Source organism: Gemella haemolysans ATCC 10379 (assembly GCF_000173915.1).
In the GTDB taxonomy this organism is placed as follows: domain Bacteria; phylum Bacillota; class Bacilli; order Staphylococcales; family Gemellaceae; genus Gemella; species Gemella haemolysans.
This window is the reverse complement of record NZ_ACDZ02000014.1, coordinates 637,211-655,012: the sequence shown is the minus strand read 5'-3', so window position 1 is coordinate 655,012 and position 17,802 is coordinate 637,211. Positions and strand designations below refer to the sequence as shown.

Below are 17,802 nucleotides of genomic sequence, written 5' to 3'. Positions count from 1 at the left end.
CTCAGTAGCACGTGTAAGATTAGTACCTGGAACAGGGAAAGTTGTTATCAACAATAGAGAAATGCGTGAATACTTACCATTAGAATCATTAGTATTAGATTTAATGCAACCTTTAGAAGTTACATCTACTACAGGTAACTATGACGTTTTAGTTAACGTTAACGGTGGAGGATACACAGGACAAGCTCAAGCAATCCGTCACGGAATTGCACGTGCTTTACTAGAAGTAAACCCAGAATACCGTAAAGACTTAAAACCAGTAGGATTACTAACTCGTGACCCTCGTATGAAAGAACGTAAAAAATACGGTCTTCGTGGTGCGAGACGTGCTCCTCAATTCTCAAAACGTTAATGAAAACCTTATTATACCAAGCTTTACAGCCATTTTTTGGTGTAAATTGGTGTAAATTATTAGGAGTATCATAGTTTTGATAGCTCGTCTAAGAGATTTAAAGCATCGGCATCTTGCTGGTGCTTTTTTTCTGGCATTAAAGATAAATAATATTCTTGAGTAGTCAATATCGAATTATGACCAAGTCTTCTTGAAATATAATCCAAACTTATATTTTTTGTAAATAAGAAAGATGCATGACTATCTCTAAGTCCGTGAAATGTAGTTTTAGTAATCTCTAATTTTTTTAGTAATTCTTGTAAATATCTTGATTGCATAAAATTGTTTCTGCAAAAAATATAATCTTTTTTTGATTTAGATAGTTCAACTAATGCATCATATATGTCTTTATTTATTGATATATCACGTTTTGAAAATTTATTTTTAAGTGATGTATCTTTGCTAGTAGGACTTATAGAACGTCTGATTTTTATTCCAAATTCATAGATATCTTCACATTTTAATCCCAATAGTTCTCCACGTCTAGCACCAGTTTCAAGTGCTAGCAAAACAAGTACATTAAATTCAATATGTTTATGTTCTAAGCAATATTTTCTTAGTTTAGCCATTTCTTTTATAGAAAGTGAAATATTTCTTTTAGGAAGTTCTTTTCCTCTAACTTTTAATAAACTACCAAAATCATTTACCAATAAACCACGAGCATAAGCATATTTAAGTGACCCCCTAATCTTTAAGACTAGTTCTTTAGTAGTCTTTTTTGAATGAGTTAAAGCATACTCATCAATTTTCTTTTGCATAACTGTATCATTTAAATGTCTTAATTCTATACCCTCAAATAATCTATCAATTATTGTAATAGTACGTTCATAATTAACTAGAGTAGCTTCACGAACATCATTTTTTTTAACTGAAAAAATCCAGCTTTTATAAAAATCAGTGTAAAGCGTGGTTTGTTCTGCGATATTTTTTCCTTTGCCTTTGTATAACTCCATTTCTAAAGCCCATTGTTTCGCTTCTTTTCGTGTTTTAAAGGTCTTAGTTATTCGTTGATTTTCACTATTTTTATATATGGATACTGTAGCTCTATAAGAAGTACCCCTTTTTGTAATATTTGCCATTTTATCAAATCCTTTCATTCTAAATACTCTTGATAAAATAGACTAGTCACTATTTATATAATAACCAGAAATAACTATTTTATCAAGAGCTTTATAATTAAATACTATGTTTTTCTATGAATTCTACTAAATGTTTTTTTAGAAATCTTTGTTGTTTTCCAATCATAAAACATTTACAGTCATTATTATTTCTAATATATTTATCAAAAGATTTAGGGTCAATTCCTAAGAATTTAGAAGCCTGTTCTCTATTTAATAAAAAAGGAAAATCTTTAATTTTATTAACCATTATTATTACCTCCTAGTTTACTTAATATGGTAAAATATAAAGAGTAGAAGAGACGAGAAAATTTCTACTATTTATATTAATGAGTCACTATTCTAAACTATGGTGACTTATTTTTTATAAAATTTTAAATTGTTATCTTCTACTGAAATTGCATATTTCAATAGTTCTGATGGATTAATAATTTCTACACCATATCTTTCATAATCAAGAATATAATTACTAACATCATGTCTCTTTGATATAAGAATTTCTATAGCTTTCTTAAAAATTAAGTCCTGTTTATTATTGTTCCTCATTTCTTTCTCCTTCTTTTGAAAAATTCTTTTATTATTAGAATTTCCTCCTCATTATTATCTTTAATTGAATAATTTGCAGTATATTCTGGAGTAGGATATAGAGTATATTCTTCTATTAAATTTTCTTTAATATCAATGCCTTCATCAGGATTAATTATTCCTTTAGATTTTCTGTATATTCTTAACCCTTTAGGATACAAATACAATCTATTACCTTTAATAATTGACTTTTTATTAGATTCAGAATTATCTGTCTCATTCAATTCACTTGTATCTAAATTAGTTAGATAACTAACAACATAATTCGCAATTGAATCTTTTTCAGATAATCTTTTAGTCTTTGTAAATCCTTTTCCCCACAATTCTGCAAGATGAGAATTTTCTATATATAATTTTTTAGGACTTTTTAAAAGAACATGAAGATGAAATTTACCATATTTTGCATGTGGTTCTATCACTGAAATATATTCTACATGCCCATAATGTTTTCTAATTTTCTTTATAAAAACTTTAAAATCATTATATATTGTATTTGGATCAGTGATAGTTTCTTTATAAGTTAGAGTGACCCACAATTCTTTTATACCACCTTTAAAATTATGTGCTATTAATCTTCTAAGTGTTCTCATAGTCCGTTTTAAGGAAGAGATATTAATATCTCTCGTGTCTCCTTTATTTATCATCTCCTTTATTTCTCCTGTAGAAATTACAGCATACTTTTTATTTGGAAGAACAAGAATAGATTGATTTCTAATTACATTGGAAATTTCAATCGTATCTCCATAACTGTAGTATTTCACAATTCTTTTAGGAAAAATATTCTTAATATTATCAGATAAGTTTCTAGCCATACGACAATCCTCCTTTCTAATGTTCTATTGTGTAGTATATATCAAGTTAAATGAATATTCCTTTCGAGGAGCAAAGCTCCTCGAAAAGCAATATTCAAATTACTTATCAGATTTTACTACAATGATTTTATCAGCTTTCACGGATAATTGATTTGAGAAATCACCATAAATAGTTGCTTTAGGATTTATCAATTTTACTTTTTGACCCAAGGTAAAGTTAGTGTCACTATTAGCATCTTCTATTTTTACTTTAATAAACTCTCCCTTATTTAAACTATTTTCTTCTCCATAATTGTGAAGGTCTTCACAAATTAATAGGTTATATCTAAAACCAACTGTAGCACCATCAACTTTAATAGGTTCTACTCTTGTAAATTGTAAATCAATCTTATCAAAGAATAAATCCGCATTAAATGGTGCGAATAATTTTAGTTTCTTCATTGTTTTTTCTCCTTTCTTCTAAATTTAAATAGCTTTTATAGTCATCAATTTAATTGGACTAATATTAATTTTTATTTTTATCACCTCCTAAATGTAGTTTAATTACTGCATATATTTTTTTATAATTTGAAAAAGCAGGGACACCAACAAAGATAGGCTCATTAGAATGTAAACTTACATATCCATACCCTAAATTACATCTCTTAAATAATATATCAGAAGAAGGGAAAATCATTTTTTTTCCTTCAGAAGATAAATTACCTAAACCAAGTTTAAAAGTATAATTATCTCTAGCACCATTAGCAAATAAACTGCTATCTGGTCTTTGAGTTGATGTAATGATATGAACTTTTTTACTTCGTCCCATCATAAGTATTTCAGCAATAATTTTTTGTATTTTATTCTTTTCAGAGTTAGAACCTGAAAAATATGAAATCATAGAAGCAAGTTCGTCAATAAAAATGATTAAAGGCGAAAAGTCTTCTGTATTTATTAATCTATTATTAAAAATTTCATAAATTTCTTTTAGTCCTATCATACAATCCGTATAACTGAAATAATTTTCATAACTATTAAATCTTTGGAAATGTTCATCTCCTTTAAAATCTAAAATATAAACAGTAGCTTCTTTATAAGATAAACAAAGCTTCGCAATCAGATATAAAGAAAAAGTTGTTTTACCAGAACCAGTCCCACCAGTTATTAAGTAGTGTGGGCATGAAGTCAAAGTAATACTTATTTTCTTATTATCATCAATAGCATTTAGAATATTAATAGAAGTCTTCATCATGAAAATCTATCTCCTTAGTTTTTATTTCTTTATGTTTGCCGTAGTGTATAAAAGTAAATACCAAGTATCTATTTTCCTTAGCAACTTCTGTACAAAAAATAGGTAATTTTGGAAATATCATCATGTTATGACAATAATTATTGAAAATATTTTTAATATATTCTGTATCTTGAATATTATTATTTTCAGCTTCCTCTAATTTATAACGTATAAATATCCTATAGTAACTTGTATTATCATATTTAAGTTGTAAAAAAATATTCGAAATCTCATTCCTTATCCAATTTATATTTATATTATGCTGAAGTTCAATTGAAAAATTTGGGTAAGGAATATAAACTTCTTGATTTGCTAATTTTCTTTCTTTATTTATGTCCTCGATAATATCTAAATAATGTTTTTCTAGCCGATTATAGAAATTTAAACCGGAATTATTATTACTATTATCTAGTAAGAATTTAATTAGAGTATCGAAGTAATCTATGTCGCGAATAGGCATTTCTTTTTTCATATTCTCTTCTTCCTTTATAAAATTCAAAATTGATTCTAATAAATTCTTGAATAATGTTCTAATTTTAATCATGGGTTAATCACCCCCTTTCTAATAGATTTTTTAAAAATTAGTCACCTCCTTATGAATCTATTATATATCGTGAAAATGAAAAATTTTGGCGAAAAAAAACAAATAATTTCTACCGAAACTTTTTAAAAAAAGTATCAATATAACTAAAATAGATACAAGGAATAGAGAGTATCGATATTATGTATGTTTTTTTGTGGTATAATACAATTAAATATGATGGAAGGTTTTAAAATATAATTATGACAAAATTTTACGATAAAATAGCACTAATACATTTTTTAAAAGATATATTGAAAGATGATAATTTAAATGATGAACATAAGAATATAATTGAGAAGATATTATATTTTATAAAAAATAACGCTGAATTTGAAGATTATATCTCAAATGTTAATGAAGATATATCCTTAGAGTATTTTCAACAATGTTTAGAAAAAACAAAATTAGCAAATCTATTTTTTGGGAAGAAGAATAAAGAAAATAAGTCGAAATCAGTATTATTAGGAGCGATGTTATTTAATTATTATATTATGAATAAAAGAGATGAATATTTTTTATTATTGTCTGAAGAGGATCAAAAACTCATACCATTTTTTTCAAAATATAATATATTAAAAAAAGCTACCTCAAATAAATTTGATGAGGCAGATGTCTTTTTACTATGTTTAAAATATAAATTTTATTTGAAGGATTCTGATTGTGAAAATTCGGTAGATAAGTATAAAATGACTTTATTTCTTTACTATTCTATATTGGAATACTTTAATCAAGACGATGAAGAACAAGAATATAATTCTGCGATAACATTATTAATTGATAATATAAGAACTATTTATTTTAATAAAGGAAATATCTCGTCATTAGATAAAATATTTTTCTTATCCAGCGAAGGTTTGCAAGAGTTGATTAAATTCACTGCGAAAAAGGATTACTTTAACACGAAGAATAATAATGAAATTGCTAATGAGTATGACATACCCGATAGAACTTTTCGTGATTTGTTAAGTGGAAAGCAAGTTAATTGGGATAATGTTGCTAGACAGTATCATGTTTCTAAAGATTTGATATCAGAAGAAAAAGTAATTGATTTCATCAGGATTCAGGTAATGATGTCTTTATTTTCCGTATTATATAAATTGGGTTATGTAAAAAATATTGTTAAAGAAAATATTTTTGACTACATATCTATGTTAGCAGGGGACTTTGAGGATATGCATATAGAGGCTTTATCAACTGAAGGAGGGTGGAAGTTAAATGATTTATACGGGATAAGGGACTATTATAATTCGATAATTGGTAAAATTTTTAAAGATGTATTTAATTATTTAGTGAAAGGTAATCACTCGAAAAAAGATATTTATAAAATGTTGGATAGGTTAAATAAATCAGAATCTTGGTATAAACCAAAACTTCAAAAAAAAGATAAAAAATTATTCGGCGAATTTTTAGACATTATACTAGATTCCGATAAATTTATAAAAGAATTAGTAAACTCTCTATATATTATTATTAAAGAAAAAAAAGACGAAGACGCGAGAAAAGAAGAATTTGTGAAGTGTTTGACTAAATATAAAAAGGATGCAGAATTTTGGAATAATATGGAATTACAATTCTCAGGATTTGATTATGATGAGTTAGAGGAATTTGATAACAATGTAATTATTACAGAAAAAAGTTTTATTTATATCGAGGAAATACAGAAGAAATTATTTAAAAGTACAGAAGAAATTTTAAGTGAAATATTATGGAATGACAAAAAAAAAAATTATGATATTATTACTCTATTGCGATTACAAAATTTTAAAATGTTAGAGGATAATTGGGATGTGTTTTTTAATAGAATATCAATAGTCCTAAAATCAGAATTGAAAAGATAAAATAACTAGTTTTTAGTAAATTTAATAATATCTAAATTGTAAAGTTAAATTCATAAAAAATTACAAAAAATTCACGAAATAAATAACGTTAAAAAAACTTGTATTTAGTAAAATTGGTTTTATACTGAGTAGCTGGTGTGGTATCCTGTGAGGAAAATGTGGCAGCACCACTTTTCCCACATTGTGAACCACACCTTCAGAGGCTCAGTGTCAAACTAATTTCACAAAGTATTAAGATAGAATCAGGAATTTCTTTAAACACAGTATAAGGAAAATTTAAAATAACGTAATAAAGTTAGAATAAATATCTTTTCATGATTATTTAGTCTCAACTTTTTTATTTGAACTGGAATTTATTTTGGGAATTAACAAAGTTTTTAATTCTTGATGAGATAATTATTTTACTATAAAAAATAGTTGACTTTTTTTTTTTTTTTTTGATATAATAGTCGCTAGAAGAGTATAAGAGGTAATTATTTTTTTATAATTAAATGAAAAAATTCATAATTTAATTATAAAAAAATACTTTATGGAGGTATATATAATGAACAAAAATACGAAAAGAGTTTTATCAGCGATAACGGTTGTAAGTTTATCTGTAACATCATTTACAGGTAATATACAAAATGTAGTTAATGCTAAAGAAGACAAACAAGAAGAAAATGCACTTTCAACAAATCGAGTAAATGCAGAAGTATTAGAAAATGAAGCTGGTGCAGTAATTCGTGTTAGTGCGTCTTCAAATGTTCAAAATGTTAAAACAACTTATTCAGTGGATTCTGCAGGTAGTAAGGTTGTTTCTTTTGGAGATTTGAAAGCAGGAGAGGTGAGAGAAATTCAAGTTAATTTTGAAGAAGATTCAAATAAATTTAAATCTTTACCTAAAACTACTGCTGTGAGTGATAGAGTAGATTTTAATAAAGAGGTAAGAGGGCATAAAATTAAAGGTAGCGTAAGCTTTCAATATGATAATGGGGATAATGCACCAACAGTAACACCAACAGTGCCGACTACACCGACTAAACCAGTGGTAACACCAACGGTGCCAACAGAACCGACTAAGCCAGTTGCTCCAGTGGTAACTACTCCATCAAATCCAACAGCACCAACTAATCCAGTAGTAACACCAACAGAACCTGCTAAACCAGTTACACCTGTAGTAACACCAGTAGAGCCTACTAAACCAGTTACACCAGCCAAACCACTTCAGCCGGTTATTCCGGATACTCCAGACGAGCCTGTAGTAACTCCAGAGAAACCTGGTAGACCAGTTGCTCCAGTAGTAACACCAGCAGAACCTACAAAACCAGTAGAGCCTGCTAAACCAATTCAGACGGTGATTCCTGATACTCCAGATGAACCTGTAGTAACTCCAGAGAAACCCGGTAGACCAGTTGCTCCGGTAGTAACACCAGCAGAACCTACTAAACCAGTAGTAACTCCAACAGAGCCTACAAAACCAGTAGAGCCTGTTAAACCACTTCAACCGGTTATTCCTGATACTCCAGATGAGCCTGTAGTAACACCAGAAAAACCTGCTAAACCAGTTGCTCCAGTAGTAACACCAGCAGAACCTACTAAACCTGTAGTAACTCCAACAGAGCCTGCTAAACCAGTAGAACCTGCTAAACCAGTAGAACCTGCTAAACCAGTTACACCAGTGGTAACTCCAGCGGATACAGGTCTTGAGGCTGGTATGCCAGCTAATGTTAAGTGGTCTCGTGCGCAACTTAAAGATTGGGGATTCACATTTGGTAAAATCACAGGTGATTATAAAGTAGATGGAGACCTTGGGGTATTTGACAATGATGACGCTTTAGATCCAGCTTATAGAAGTGGTATTCGTACTATTGATAATAAGATTGTAGATGGTACTATGTCATTTGATGATGCTGAGAAAAACACTCCTCACGGATATGCTTGGAACTCAGTAACAAAACCAGACGGTACTAAAGGATACGCTATGTATCTATACGGTACAGATGGTCAATTCAATGACGGTCAAACAGCTCGTTAATAGATAATAAATAATGTTTAAAGGTTTATAGATAATAAGTCTATAAACCTTTTTATTTACGTAATTTACTTTAGTGTTTTTTAATTTAAAAAGGTTAATAGAGTTGGTTTAATTTTAACTTACTTCTTGTTAAACTATACGGGAGAAAATAGATACTTTATAAATTAAGGAGAAAGTTATTAATGAATAAAAGTAAAAATAAACTAAATAAAATTGTTAATTGTTCATTAGTTTTAAGTTTAGTGAGTACAGGAGTTAGTTTAACTTCTTTAGTAACACCAACACATACTATACTAGCTGCCAAAAATCACGATGGGGTATGTCAGGTGGAAACAAAAACTGGAGAAGTTGTGTTTCAGGTGAATGGGGTTGATGTGACTACAGCTGTGAGGTTTTACCAATAATTCCATTAATAGTAAAACTGAAAGTTTTAGCAATCACTATTCTTTCAGAAAAGTGATATAAGTAATAGAATAAATATAAGAGTTTTATAAGAAAAATAGTATGTTGAATTTTGAAATATAAAAGTGATATTATAATAGAAGAAAAAAGTTAGTAGTATAAATTAAAAGATAATAGAATGATGTTATTATATATAGAAGAAAAAGAAAAAAGTGTGAGTGACTAATCTATTTTATTTGGTGTAAATTGGTGCAAATTATATCATTTTTTATCAATTTATATCAATATATATAGATAATTTAAAAAGTAAAACCTTATTATAATAAGGATAAAGAGGGTTATGCCTCCATAAAATAGTATTATATAATTCTCAAAACGTTAATATTGGTCTTATACCAAATTACGTCAAGACATCAGAGAACTTTCTCTGGTGTCTTTTTTTGTATAAATTGGGAGTTGAAATATTAATGTATTATAGTTAAAGATGTACAAGAAGGAAATAAAAATAATATATTTTATGATAAAAAAATACTTGAAAAATCATTATATTTATAATAATTTTCAAGTATTCTAAATTTATATGTTATTCGTAAATTTCTGAATCTTTAAGAGTAAATACTACCTCTGTTCCAGCTGGATAATTATCTAAAGATAATAATAGTATTTTTTCTTCGATTTTCTTAGGTTTAATTTCTGCGCTAACTTGAGCTATTTCATTTAGCTCATCATATAAGTTTTTAAATAGTTTTGCATCTTTTACTTTAATCTTTGGATTAATTTGGTATATTGGTGTTTCACCAAACCAAGTGTCTTCATTTTGAAAATCAATTTCTGATTTTTCGTTTATTTTTAATTTGATAGAAATATCATAGTCGAAGGTATACCTATCAAAAAGTTTAGCAAGGCTGCTGATGTAGTCATGTGATCCTTTGTTAGAACGATTTATAAACTTAAGTTTTGCACTGTAATCAATAGCATTAAGATCGAAAATCTCAGCCATTTTAAAAACATCAAATTCATCGTAGATATCCGCAGTTACAAAATTGACTTTTACATCATATCCCACACGTTGAAATTCTTGGTATTTTTCTAGAAGTTGTTCCACAGTTGCATCTTCAATATTTTCTTTTACATTTGTAACTGACTCTTTTCCATCTTCTATTACTTCTTGCTTAGGATACTTAACTGTCAATATATAGTTCATTCAATTTTTCCTCCTTAAATTTAGCACATTATTATTATACATATCTTTTATTACATTTACAATAGAATATACTAACATTTGATAAATTAACTATTATAAGTGTAAATTATGTGCTAAAAATTTTTAAATTTTCAGAAACATCTGAAAATACAGAAAGCTTAATCTTGACATTTTTATACAAACTTTATATAATAAGTAACATGAAATTAAAAAAGGAGGTCATTGCATATGAAAATAATTGCGATTTCAACAAGAAGTGTCGATTACAAATCAGATGCTGGTATAGCTAAAAGACGTCTATACATTAATGGTTATTTTTCAGAAATAGCAGAAAAAGCTGGCTTTATTTTATTCCCAGTTTGTTCTGATAATGGATTAGAGGAAATTGCAGCCATGTGTAGTGGCCTGATAATAGCTGGACGTGATAGAGATATTAATCCTAAATATTATGGAGAAAAGCCTCTAGAAGGATTAGAGTATCCTGATGATCCTTATGAGGATGAGTTAGACTTCAAACTGATTGAACTTTTTGAGAAGATTAATAAGCCAATCTTAGGGATTTGTAGTGGATTACAAAGTTTAAATATTTATCATGGAGGTACATTAAAACAACATATAGATGAACATTCAAGTAAAGAACAATTAATTCGTCATACTATTAACATAGAAGACAATTCATTTGTTCATAGTTTATATGGAAATAAAACGGAAGTGAACTCAATTCATCATCAAGCAATAAAAGATGTTGCTGAAGGATTTAAAGTTACGGCTGTAGCAAATGATGGAACTATTGAAGCTATCGAGAAAGGTAATCTTATAGGTCTACAATGGCATCCTGAAGTCGATTATGAAGTAGACACATTCAAAAAATTTCTTGATCTATGTGAATAAATAAGTAATATTAATTAAAAAAAATAAAGTGATAAAAAATAATAATATACTATCAAAATAGTTGACTATTATTTAAAATGATGATAAACTATTCTTTGTGTAAAATAATAGCAGTGGATTAATTGTTATTGCCTCTATGTTATACATTTTTTAATGTGGCAACTCGTAGCCTATGCTGCTAGGCGAAGTTCCAGTTTTATAACATATACAACAACGATAATCGTGCTTTTTGTTTTCACAACAATAAAAACAAAAAGATAAAAGGAGGAGCACATAATGGCTCGTTTTACAGGTTCAACTTGGAAAAAATCTCGTCGTTTAGGAATTTCACTAAGCGGTACTGGTAAGGAGTTAGCTAAACGTCCTTACGCACCAGGACAACACGGTCCTAACTTAAGAAAAAAACTATCTGAGTATGGTTTACAATTACAAGAAAAACAAAAACTTCGTTACCTACACGGTATGAACGAAAAACAATTCCGTAAATTATTCGATAAAGCTGGTAAATTACAAGGTCTACACGGTGAAAACTTCATGGCATTACTTGCTACACGTTTAGATTCTGTAGTATACAGCTTAGGTTTAGCTAGAACTAACCGTCAAGCTAGACAATTAGTAAACCACGGACACGTTCTTGTAGATGGTAAAAAAGTAGACATCGCTTCTTACGCTGTTAAACCAGGTCAAGTAGTTTCAGTAAGAGAAAAATCTAGAAACCTTGAAATCGTTAAAGAAGCTGTTGAAATCACTAACTTTGTACCTGAGTACTTAACTTTTGATGCTGATAAATTAGAAGGATCATTAGTAAGACTTCCAGAAAGAAGTGAATTACACCCAGAAATCAACGAACAACTTATCGTTGAGTACTACAGCAGATAATAATAAGAATAAGCCCTTTAAACTAACGTTTAAGGGGCTTGTTTTTATTTATGCTAGTTCTAAATACTACATTAAATTTAAAAAAAGATTAAAATTATATAATTCAATATTCCTTGTAATGATACTAATATGTTATTAAGAATATATTAGAATATTAATGTAGTTTATAGTATCATTTTTACTTTACTTACATAAGTAAAGTCTTTATTAGTAATATCTCAGTAATTATGGTATAATTAATAAACAATATTATTAGTGAATAATATTTATTTTAAAATAGGAGGATATTATGAACGTTTTTAGAAAAAAATCAATTGACTCTATTTTAGCAGAGTCAAGAAATAAGACGTTAAATCCCACGATGAAGACTATGGATTTAGTTCTATTCGGTATAGGGGCTATTATTGGATCAGGTATTTTAGTATTAACTGGTAAAGCTTCAGCAGAAGCAGGACCAGCAGTTGTATTTTCTTTCCTAATTGCAGGATTAGCTTGTTGTTTAGCGGCGTTATGTTATGCTGAACTTGCTTCTACAATTCCTTCAAGTGGTAGTACATATACTTATTTATATGTATCAGTTGGTGAAATTGTAGCGTATGTGATAGGTTGGGTATTAATAGGTGGATATGTTCTTACTGCCGCTACAGTAGCAAATGGTTGGTCAAGTTACTTCTCGCGTCTATTAGCAGGTTTAGGTATAGAGATTCCTAAAGAGTTTTATACATTACCAGCAGTTGGTGGCTATGGTAACATTCCAGCGATTATTATTGTATTATTAATTACTTTCATTTTATCAAAAGGTACTTCAAGTAGTAAACTTGTAAACAACCTTATGGTAGCAGCAAAAGTAGGTATTGTTGTTTTATTCATCGTAGTTGGTGTATTTTATGTAGAACCAACTAACTGGACAAATAACTTTGCACCATCAGGTTTTTCAGGAGTTATGTTAGCTGCGACTACTGTATTCTTCGCGTACTTAGGATTTGATGCTATTTCTACTTCAGCTGAAGAAACAATTAATCCAGAAAAAGCTCTACCAAAAGCCATTATTATTACAATGTTAGTTTGTACAGCATTCTATATTCTAGTATGTTTAGTACTTACTGGAGTTGTTCAATATAATAGACTTGGAACAGGAGATGCCTTAGCATTTGTGCTAGAAGAAGTAGGTCAAAATAAAGTAGCTGGTATCGTATCTCTTGGAGCGGTAATTGGTCTTATGGCTGGTATACTATCATTCATATATGCGGGAATCCGTATTACATATACGATTGCACGTGATGGATTATTACCAGAAAAATTAACTAAAGTTAATCAAAATAAAGTACCAAGCACATTAACATGGGGATTAGGAATCATAACAGCATTATTAGCAGGATTCTTACCATTAGGTAAACTAGCTGATCTTGCTAATGTAGCGTCAATTATTGCTTTTGCATTAGTAAGCTATACAACTATCGTATTCTATAAAAAATTCCCAGACTTAAAACGTGGATTCAGAGTACCAGGTATGCCAATTTTACCAATTATTTCTATTATCTTATTTGGAGCATTATTATATAGTGTTACATTAACAACATGGATAATCTTTGTTGTTTGGGTTATTGTAGGTTTAATCGTATACTTTGCATTCTCATATAAGAACAGTAAGTTAAAATAGTATAGAAATAACATATAATCTGGTTCAATATTTAAAAATTAAAAGGAATCATGAGTAAAAATCTCATGATTCTTTTTTTTTTATGAATTAGAAATGTTCTAAAGAGAGACTAATAGATAAATTATTTAATTAAGTTGAGGAGTATTTAACTAACAAAATATAATGATATGATGAAAATTTATAGTAAAATATACACTGATTATAATATATTTGTGAAAAATAATGATATAAAAAAGAAAATTTAATAAATAGATAGTTATAATACATTGATAAAAATTGTATTATTGAAATTCAGTAATTTCAACATATAATAAATAGTTATAGTGAATCAGTATAATTAATTAATTTTGTACAATAATTTTACTGAATGAGAAAAATTATATATTTTAAGCAAATAATTTTTTATAAGTTAAATTGTATAATGATAAAAATAGTTATAGTATAATCATAGAACAGCTATATTTGAAAAATAAAACAGCTGTTTTTCAAATTTCTTTTCTAAGAAATAATTAACACTAATTTTCAAAAAGTTTAATATTAAATAATTTTATGAAAGTTTAATTTATCAGTTTTTATATGGTTTACATACTAATAAAATAAAGAAAATATTTTCACTACAACTTTCATAAGAAAAACGCTTTCATAATTGAAAAATCTGTGTTATTATATAAGTACAGAAAAAAATTAGGAGGTAAGGGAAATGATTATCGGAGTACCAAAAGAAATTAAAAATAATGAAAGTAGAGTGTCTGCTATACCGGGAGTAGTACATGAATTAGTACTAGATGGCCACACTGTATATGTAGAAAAAGGAGCAGGATTAGCTTCAGGTATTTCAGATGCTGAATATGAAGAGGCAGGAGCTGTTCTATTAGAGAAAGCTGAAGATGTATGGAATAAATCGGATCTAATCTACAAAGTAAAAGAACCAGTTCCATCTGAGTATAAATATTTTAGAAAAGGGTTAATTATTTATACTTATCTACACTTAGCTGCAGATCCTGAATTAACAAAAGAAATGGTAGATAAAGGAACTATCGGTATTGCTTTCGAAACAGTAAAAGTAGGAAGAGGGTTACCATTATTAAGACCAATGAGTGAAATTGCGGGAAGAATGGCTGTGCAAGAAGGAACAAGATTCTTATCGAAAGTTCAAGGTGGTAAAGGTATCTTATTACAAGGTGTTCCAGGAGTTCAACCAGGACATGTTGTAATTATTGGTGCAGGTGTCGCCGGTACTGCTGCAGCAACAGCAGCTGTTGGTCTTGGAGCACGTGTAACAATGATTGATGTAAACTTAGATGCACTAACAGAATTATCACATATCTTTGGTGGTAAAATTGAAACTCTTTACTCTAATAAATTTAATATTGCAAGTGCTATTAAAACAGCTGATTTAGTGGTAAGTACAGTATTAATCCCAGGAGCAAAAGCACCTAAATTAGTAACAAAAGAAATGGTTAAAGATATGCCAGATGGTGGTGTAATCGTTGACGTAGCGATTGACCAAGGTGGTACAACAGAATATACTGAAGGACGTCCAACAAGTCATGATAATCCAATATTCGTAGAAGAAGGAGTATTACACTACTCAGTAGCTAATATTCCAGGAGCAGTAGCACAAACATCAACTTATGCATTATGTAATGCAACTGCTAAATACGTAAAAGTTATCGCTAAATTAGGTGTTAAAGAAGCTGTGGCTAAATTCCCAGAATTAGTTCCTGGTGTGAATGTAGCTAATGGAAAAGTTACTTTCAAAGCTGTTGCAGATGATTTAGGATATGAATATACTCCAGTAGAAGCAGCTTTGTAATATAATAGTAAAATCTAAAAATAAGAAATAGTTAAAAATTTGTATAAATAGAGTGCTCTATCTGTTGTAGAGCACTTACTTATTGTATTAAAGGTTATAGTTGTAAAAATTATGATCAAAAAAACAAAAAAATAGTAATATATTTATTACTATACTTAAAAATGGCTTACATAAAGCCAAGTAACTGTAGTAAAAGGTTTACAACTATGCTATAATTTAATTAAAGAATATTAGTAGGGAGAATATTTAAAAAATTAGGAGGATTTATTATGAGTTATTTAAGAAAAAAATCAGTTGAATCTATTTTAGCAGAAGCTAGAAGTAAAACTTTAGCTCCGACTATGAGAACGATGGACTTAATTCTATTCGGAATCGGGGCGATTATAGGATCAGGGATTCTAGTATTAACTGGTAAAGCTTCAGCAGAAGCAGGACCAGCGGTAATCTTCTCATTCTTAATCGCAGGGGTTGCCTGTTGTTTAGCAGCACTTTGTTATGCGGAGCTAGCTTCAACAATTCCATCAAGTGGTAGTACATATACATACTTATATGTATCAATTGGTGAAATTGTAGCCTATATAATAGGTTGGGTACTAATAGGAGGATATGTTCTTTCTGCAGCGACTGTCTCAAATGGTTGGTCAAGTTACTTTTCACGTCTACTAGCAGGTCTTGGAGTAGAACTCCCTAAAGAATATTATACATTACCTGCAAATGGAGGATATGGTAACATTCCAGCTATCGTAATTGTATTATTAATTACATTCTTACTATCAAGAGGTACATCAAGTAGTAAACTTGTAAATAACCTTATGGTAGCTGCAAAAGTTGGTATCGTAATTTTATTCATTGTTGTTGGATCATTCTATGTTGAACCAACACACTGGACAAACGATTTTGCACCTACAGGTTTCTCAGGGGTAATGTTAGCAGCCACTACAGTATTCTTTGCTTACCTTGGATTTGATGCGATTTCTACATCAGCAGAAGAAACAATCAATCCAGAAAAAGCTCTACCAAAAGCTATCATTGTCACTATGATCGTATGTACAGCATTCTATATCTTAGTATGTTTAGTATTAACAGGGGTTGTTGAATACAGCCGTCTTGGATCTGGGGATGCGTTAGTATTCGTACTTGAAGAAGTTGGTCAAAACAAAGTTGCTGGTATTGTTTCTCTAGGGGCAGTAATCGGACTTATGGCTGGTATCTTATCATTCATGTATGCAGGTATCCGTATCGCTTATACAATTGCACGTGATGGATTATTACCAAAAGTATTCACTAAAGTTAACGACAACAAAGTACCAAGTACAGTTACATGGTCTTTAGGATGCTTAACTGCAGTATTAGCTGGGTTCTTACCATTAGGGAAATTAGCAGAACTTGCTAATGTGGCTTCTATTATTGCATTCGCATTAGTAAGTTACACTACTATCGTATTCTACAAAAAATTCCCAGATGTTAAACGTGGATTTAGAGTACCAGGTATGCCGGTAGTACCAATTATCTCAATTGTATTATTCGCAGCTTTACTATACAGTGTTACATTAACTTCATGGATTATCTTCTTCGTATGGGTAATCGTAGGATTAATCGTATACTTCACATACTCTTATAAACATAGTAAAATTGAATAGAATATAAAAATAAGAATCGACTATAACTTTTAGGTTATAGTCGATTTTTTATGTCTTAAAATATAATGTATATAGTAATAAATTTTTTACAAATTAGGTATTTGACCATAGATTTCGTTTATTACTTTTTGCTTTATTTTGAGCTTTTTTAAATTTATCTAAATATCTTGTATCAGGTGGTTTCACATATTTTATTTCAGCCAGACCTGCCAGTAATAATTCTTCTTGAATATTTTTTCCATCAGCATAAACGTAACACAATGCTCTATGATATTTATCTTCTTTCTCATAAATATCAAATTCAATTTCAACATCTTTAGCATTAGTTAATAGTTTACCATTTAATTCACTAGCTTCTGGTCCATATTTCTGAACCTTCACACCAGGTTTTACAGTTTCTGGTGTATCAATTAATAAATATCTCACTTTTAATTCTTTGTTGTTGAAGTTAACTATAATAGTATCACCATCAACTTTTTTTATAAATTTAACCTTATATTTTGTTTTATCTCCCTTAATAAAAACTCCGTTAATAGTTGCTTCTTTATAACTCTCACCAGTTTGATTAATTATCAAAGTGATAATTAAAAATATTGCCGTGAAAAGAGTAAAGAAAATAATAAATACCTTTTTATTCATAATGATTCCCCCTCAATATTAATTTTAACACTTTTGAAGTATGGGATAAAGTTATAA

At 29.0% G+C, this 17,802-nt stretch carries 18 protein-coding genes; 9 read left to right on the top strand and 9 right to left on the bottom strand.

All coding sequences use genetic code 11. The annotated features are described in order from the left end of the window. Positions 1-352, top strand: a 352-nt coding sequence (gene rpsI / locus GEMHA0001_RS08640; protein ID WP_003145684.1) for a 30S ribosomal protein S9, incomplete at its 5' end; no start/stop codon positions are given. 68 nt (positions 353-420) lie between these two features. Here rpsI and GEMHA0001_RS08635 read toward each other — a convergent pair. The 7 genes from GEMHA0001_RS08635 to GEMHA0001_RS08605 all read right to left on the bottom strand — a co-directional run bounded on the left by GEMHA0001_RS08635 (position 421) and on the right by GEMHA0001_RS08605 (position 4,720). Continuing rightward, positions 421-1,488 (bottom strand): site-specific integrase, encoded by a 1,068-nt coding sequence (locus GEMHA0001_RS08635; protein WP_003144883.1) that lies wholly within the window; start codon positions 1,486-1,488, stop codon positions 421-423. A gap of 79 nt (positions 1,489-1,567) precedes the next feature. Continuing rightward, entirely contained in the window at positions 1,568-1,759 is a 192-nt protein-coding gene (locus GEMHA0001_RS08630) for a helix-turn-helix domain-containing protein (RefSeq protein WP_003145350.1), read from the bottom strand. 107 nt (positions 1,760-1,866) lie between these two features. Continuing rightward, positions 1,867-2,055 (bottom strand): hypothetical protein, encoded by a 189-nt coding sequence (locus GEMHA0001_RS08625; RefSeq protein WP_003145704.1) that lies wholly within the window; start codon positions 2,053-2,055, stop codon positions 1,867-1,869. Then, complete coding sequence (locus GEMHA0001_RS08620) at positions 2,052-2,906, bottom strand: rolling circle replication-associated protein (RefSeq protein ID WP_003145168.1); 855 nt, start codon at positions 2,904-2,906, stop codon at positions 2,052-2,054. Before GEMHA0001_RS08620 ends, GEMHA0001_RS08625 begins: the two co-directional genes overlap by 4 nt. A gap of 99 nt (positions 2,907-3,005) precedes the next feature. Beyond that, positions 3,006-3,347: a hypothetical protein gene (locus GEMHA0001_RS08615; protein WP_003145297.1), complete on the bottom strand. Its 342-nt coding sequence runs from the start codon at positions 3,345-3,347 to the stop codon at positions 3,006-3,008. A 64-nt stretch (positions 3,348-3,411) separates the two neighbouring features. Continuing rightward, a complete protein-coding gene (locus GEMHA0001_RS08610) occupies positions 3,412-4,137 on the bottom strand; it encodes an FtsK/SpoIIIE domain-containing protein (protein WP_003145169.1) in 726 nt (241 codons plus the stop codon). Then, entirely contained in the window at positions 4,118-4,720 is a 603-nt protein-coding gene (locus tag GEMHA0001_RS08605) for a hypothetical protein (RefSeq protein ID WP_003144873.1), read from the bottom strand. Before GEMHA0001_RS08605 ends, GEMHA0001_RS08610 begins: the two co-directional genes overlap by 20 nt. A 530-nt stretch (positions 4,721-5,250) precedes the next feature. Here GEMHA0001_RS08605 and GEMHA0001_RS08600 point away from each other — a divergent pair. The 3 genes from GEMHA0001_RS08600 to GEMHA0001_RS08590 all read left to right on the top strand — a co-directional run bounded on the left by GEMHA0001_RS08600 (position 5,251) and on the right by GEMHA0001_RS08590 (position 9,018). After that, positions 5,251-6,597 carry a hypothetical protein gene (locus GEMHA0001_RS08600; protein ID WP_155800213.1) on the top strand — a complete coding sequence of 449 codons (1,347 nt, stop codon included), beginning with the start codon at positions 5,251-5,253 and terminating at the stop codon, positions 6,595-6,597. Positions 6,598-7,141: 544 nt separating this feature from the next. After that, on the top strand, positions 7,142-8,614 hold the full coding sequence (locus GEMHA0001_RS09135) for a hypothetical protein (RefSeq protein ID WP_003145568.1): 1,473 nt from the start codon (positions 7,142-7,144) through the stop codon (positions 8,612-8,614). Between the two features lie 182 nt (positions 8,615-8,796). Next, the gene (locus GEMHA0001_RS08590; RefSeq protein WP_003145622.1) at positions 8,797-9,018 is read left to right on the top strand and encodes a hypothetical protein; all 222 of its coding nucleotides are present in this window, start codon (positions 8,797-8,799) and stop codon (positions 9,016-9,018) included. A 581-nt stretch (positions 9,019-9,599) separates the two neighbouring features. On the opposite strand, the gene GEMHA0001_RS08585 is transcribed toward GEMHA0001_RS08590, so the two are convergent. Continuing rightward, complete coding sequence (locus GEMHA0001_RS08585; RefSeq protein WP_003145328.1) at positions 9,600-10,220, bottom strand: hypothetical protein; 621 nt, start codon at positions 10,218-10,220, stop codon at positions 9,600-9,602. A 228-nt stretch (positions 10,221-10,448) separates the two neighbouring features. Here GEMHA0001_RS08585 and GEMHA0001_RS08580 point away from each other — a divergent pair, with 228 nt between their 5' ends. The 5 genes from GEMHA0001_RS08580 (at position 10,449) to GEMHA0001_RS08560 (ending at position 17,106) form a co-directional block, all read left to right on the top strand. Then, entirely contained in the window at positions 10,449-11,111 is a 663-nt protein-coding gene (locus tag GEMHA0001_RS08580; protein WP_003145235.1) for a gamma-glutamyl-gamma-aminobutyrate hydrolase family protein, read from the top strand. Between the two features lie 276 nt (positions 11,112-11,387). Beyond that, positions 11,388-11,990: a 30S ribosomal protein S4 gene (gene rpsD / locus GEMHA0001_RS08575; RefSeq protein ID WP_003145232.1), complete on the top strand. Its 603-nt coding sequence runs from the start codon at positions 11,388-11,390 to the stop codon at positions 11,988-11,990. Positions 11,991-12,276: 286 nt separating this feature from the next. After that, a complete protein-coding gene (locus tag GEMHA0001_RS08570) occupies positions 12,277-13,650 on the top strand; it encodes an amino acid permease (RefSeq protein ID WP_040464482.1) in 1,374 nt (457 codons plus the stop codon). Between the two features lie 700 nt (positions 13,651-14,350). Further along, on the top strand, positions 14,351-15,466 hold the full coding sequence (ald, locus tag GEMHA0001_RS08565; protein WP_003145310.1) for an alanine dehydrogenase: 1,116 nt from the start codon (positions 14,351-14,353) through the stop codon (positions 15,464-15,466). Positions 15,467-15,732: 266 nt separating this feature from the next. Then, positions 15,733-17,106, top strand: a complete 1,374-nt coding sequence (locus tag GEMHA0001_RS08560; protein WP_040464480.1) for an amino acid permease — start codon at positions 15,733-15,735, stop codon at positions 17,104-17,106. A 93-nt stretch (positions 17,107-17,199) separates the two neighbouring features. On the opposite strand, the gene GEMHA0001_RS08555 is transcribed toward GEMHA0001_RS08560, so the two are convergent. Further along, on the bottom strand, positions 17,200-17,745 hold the full coding sequence (locus tag GEMHA0001_RS08555) for a thermonuclease family protein (RefSeq protein WP_003145130.1): 546 nt from the start codon (positions 17,743-17,745) through the stop codon (positions 17,200-17,202). Positions 17,746-17,802: the final 57 nt, after the last annotated feature.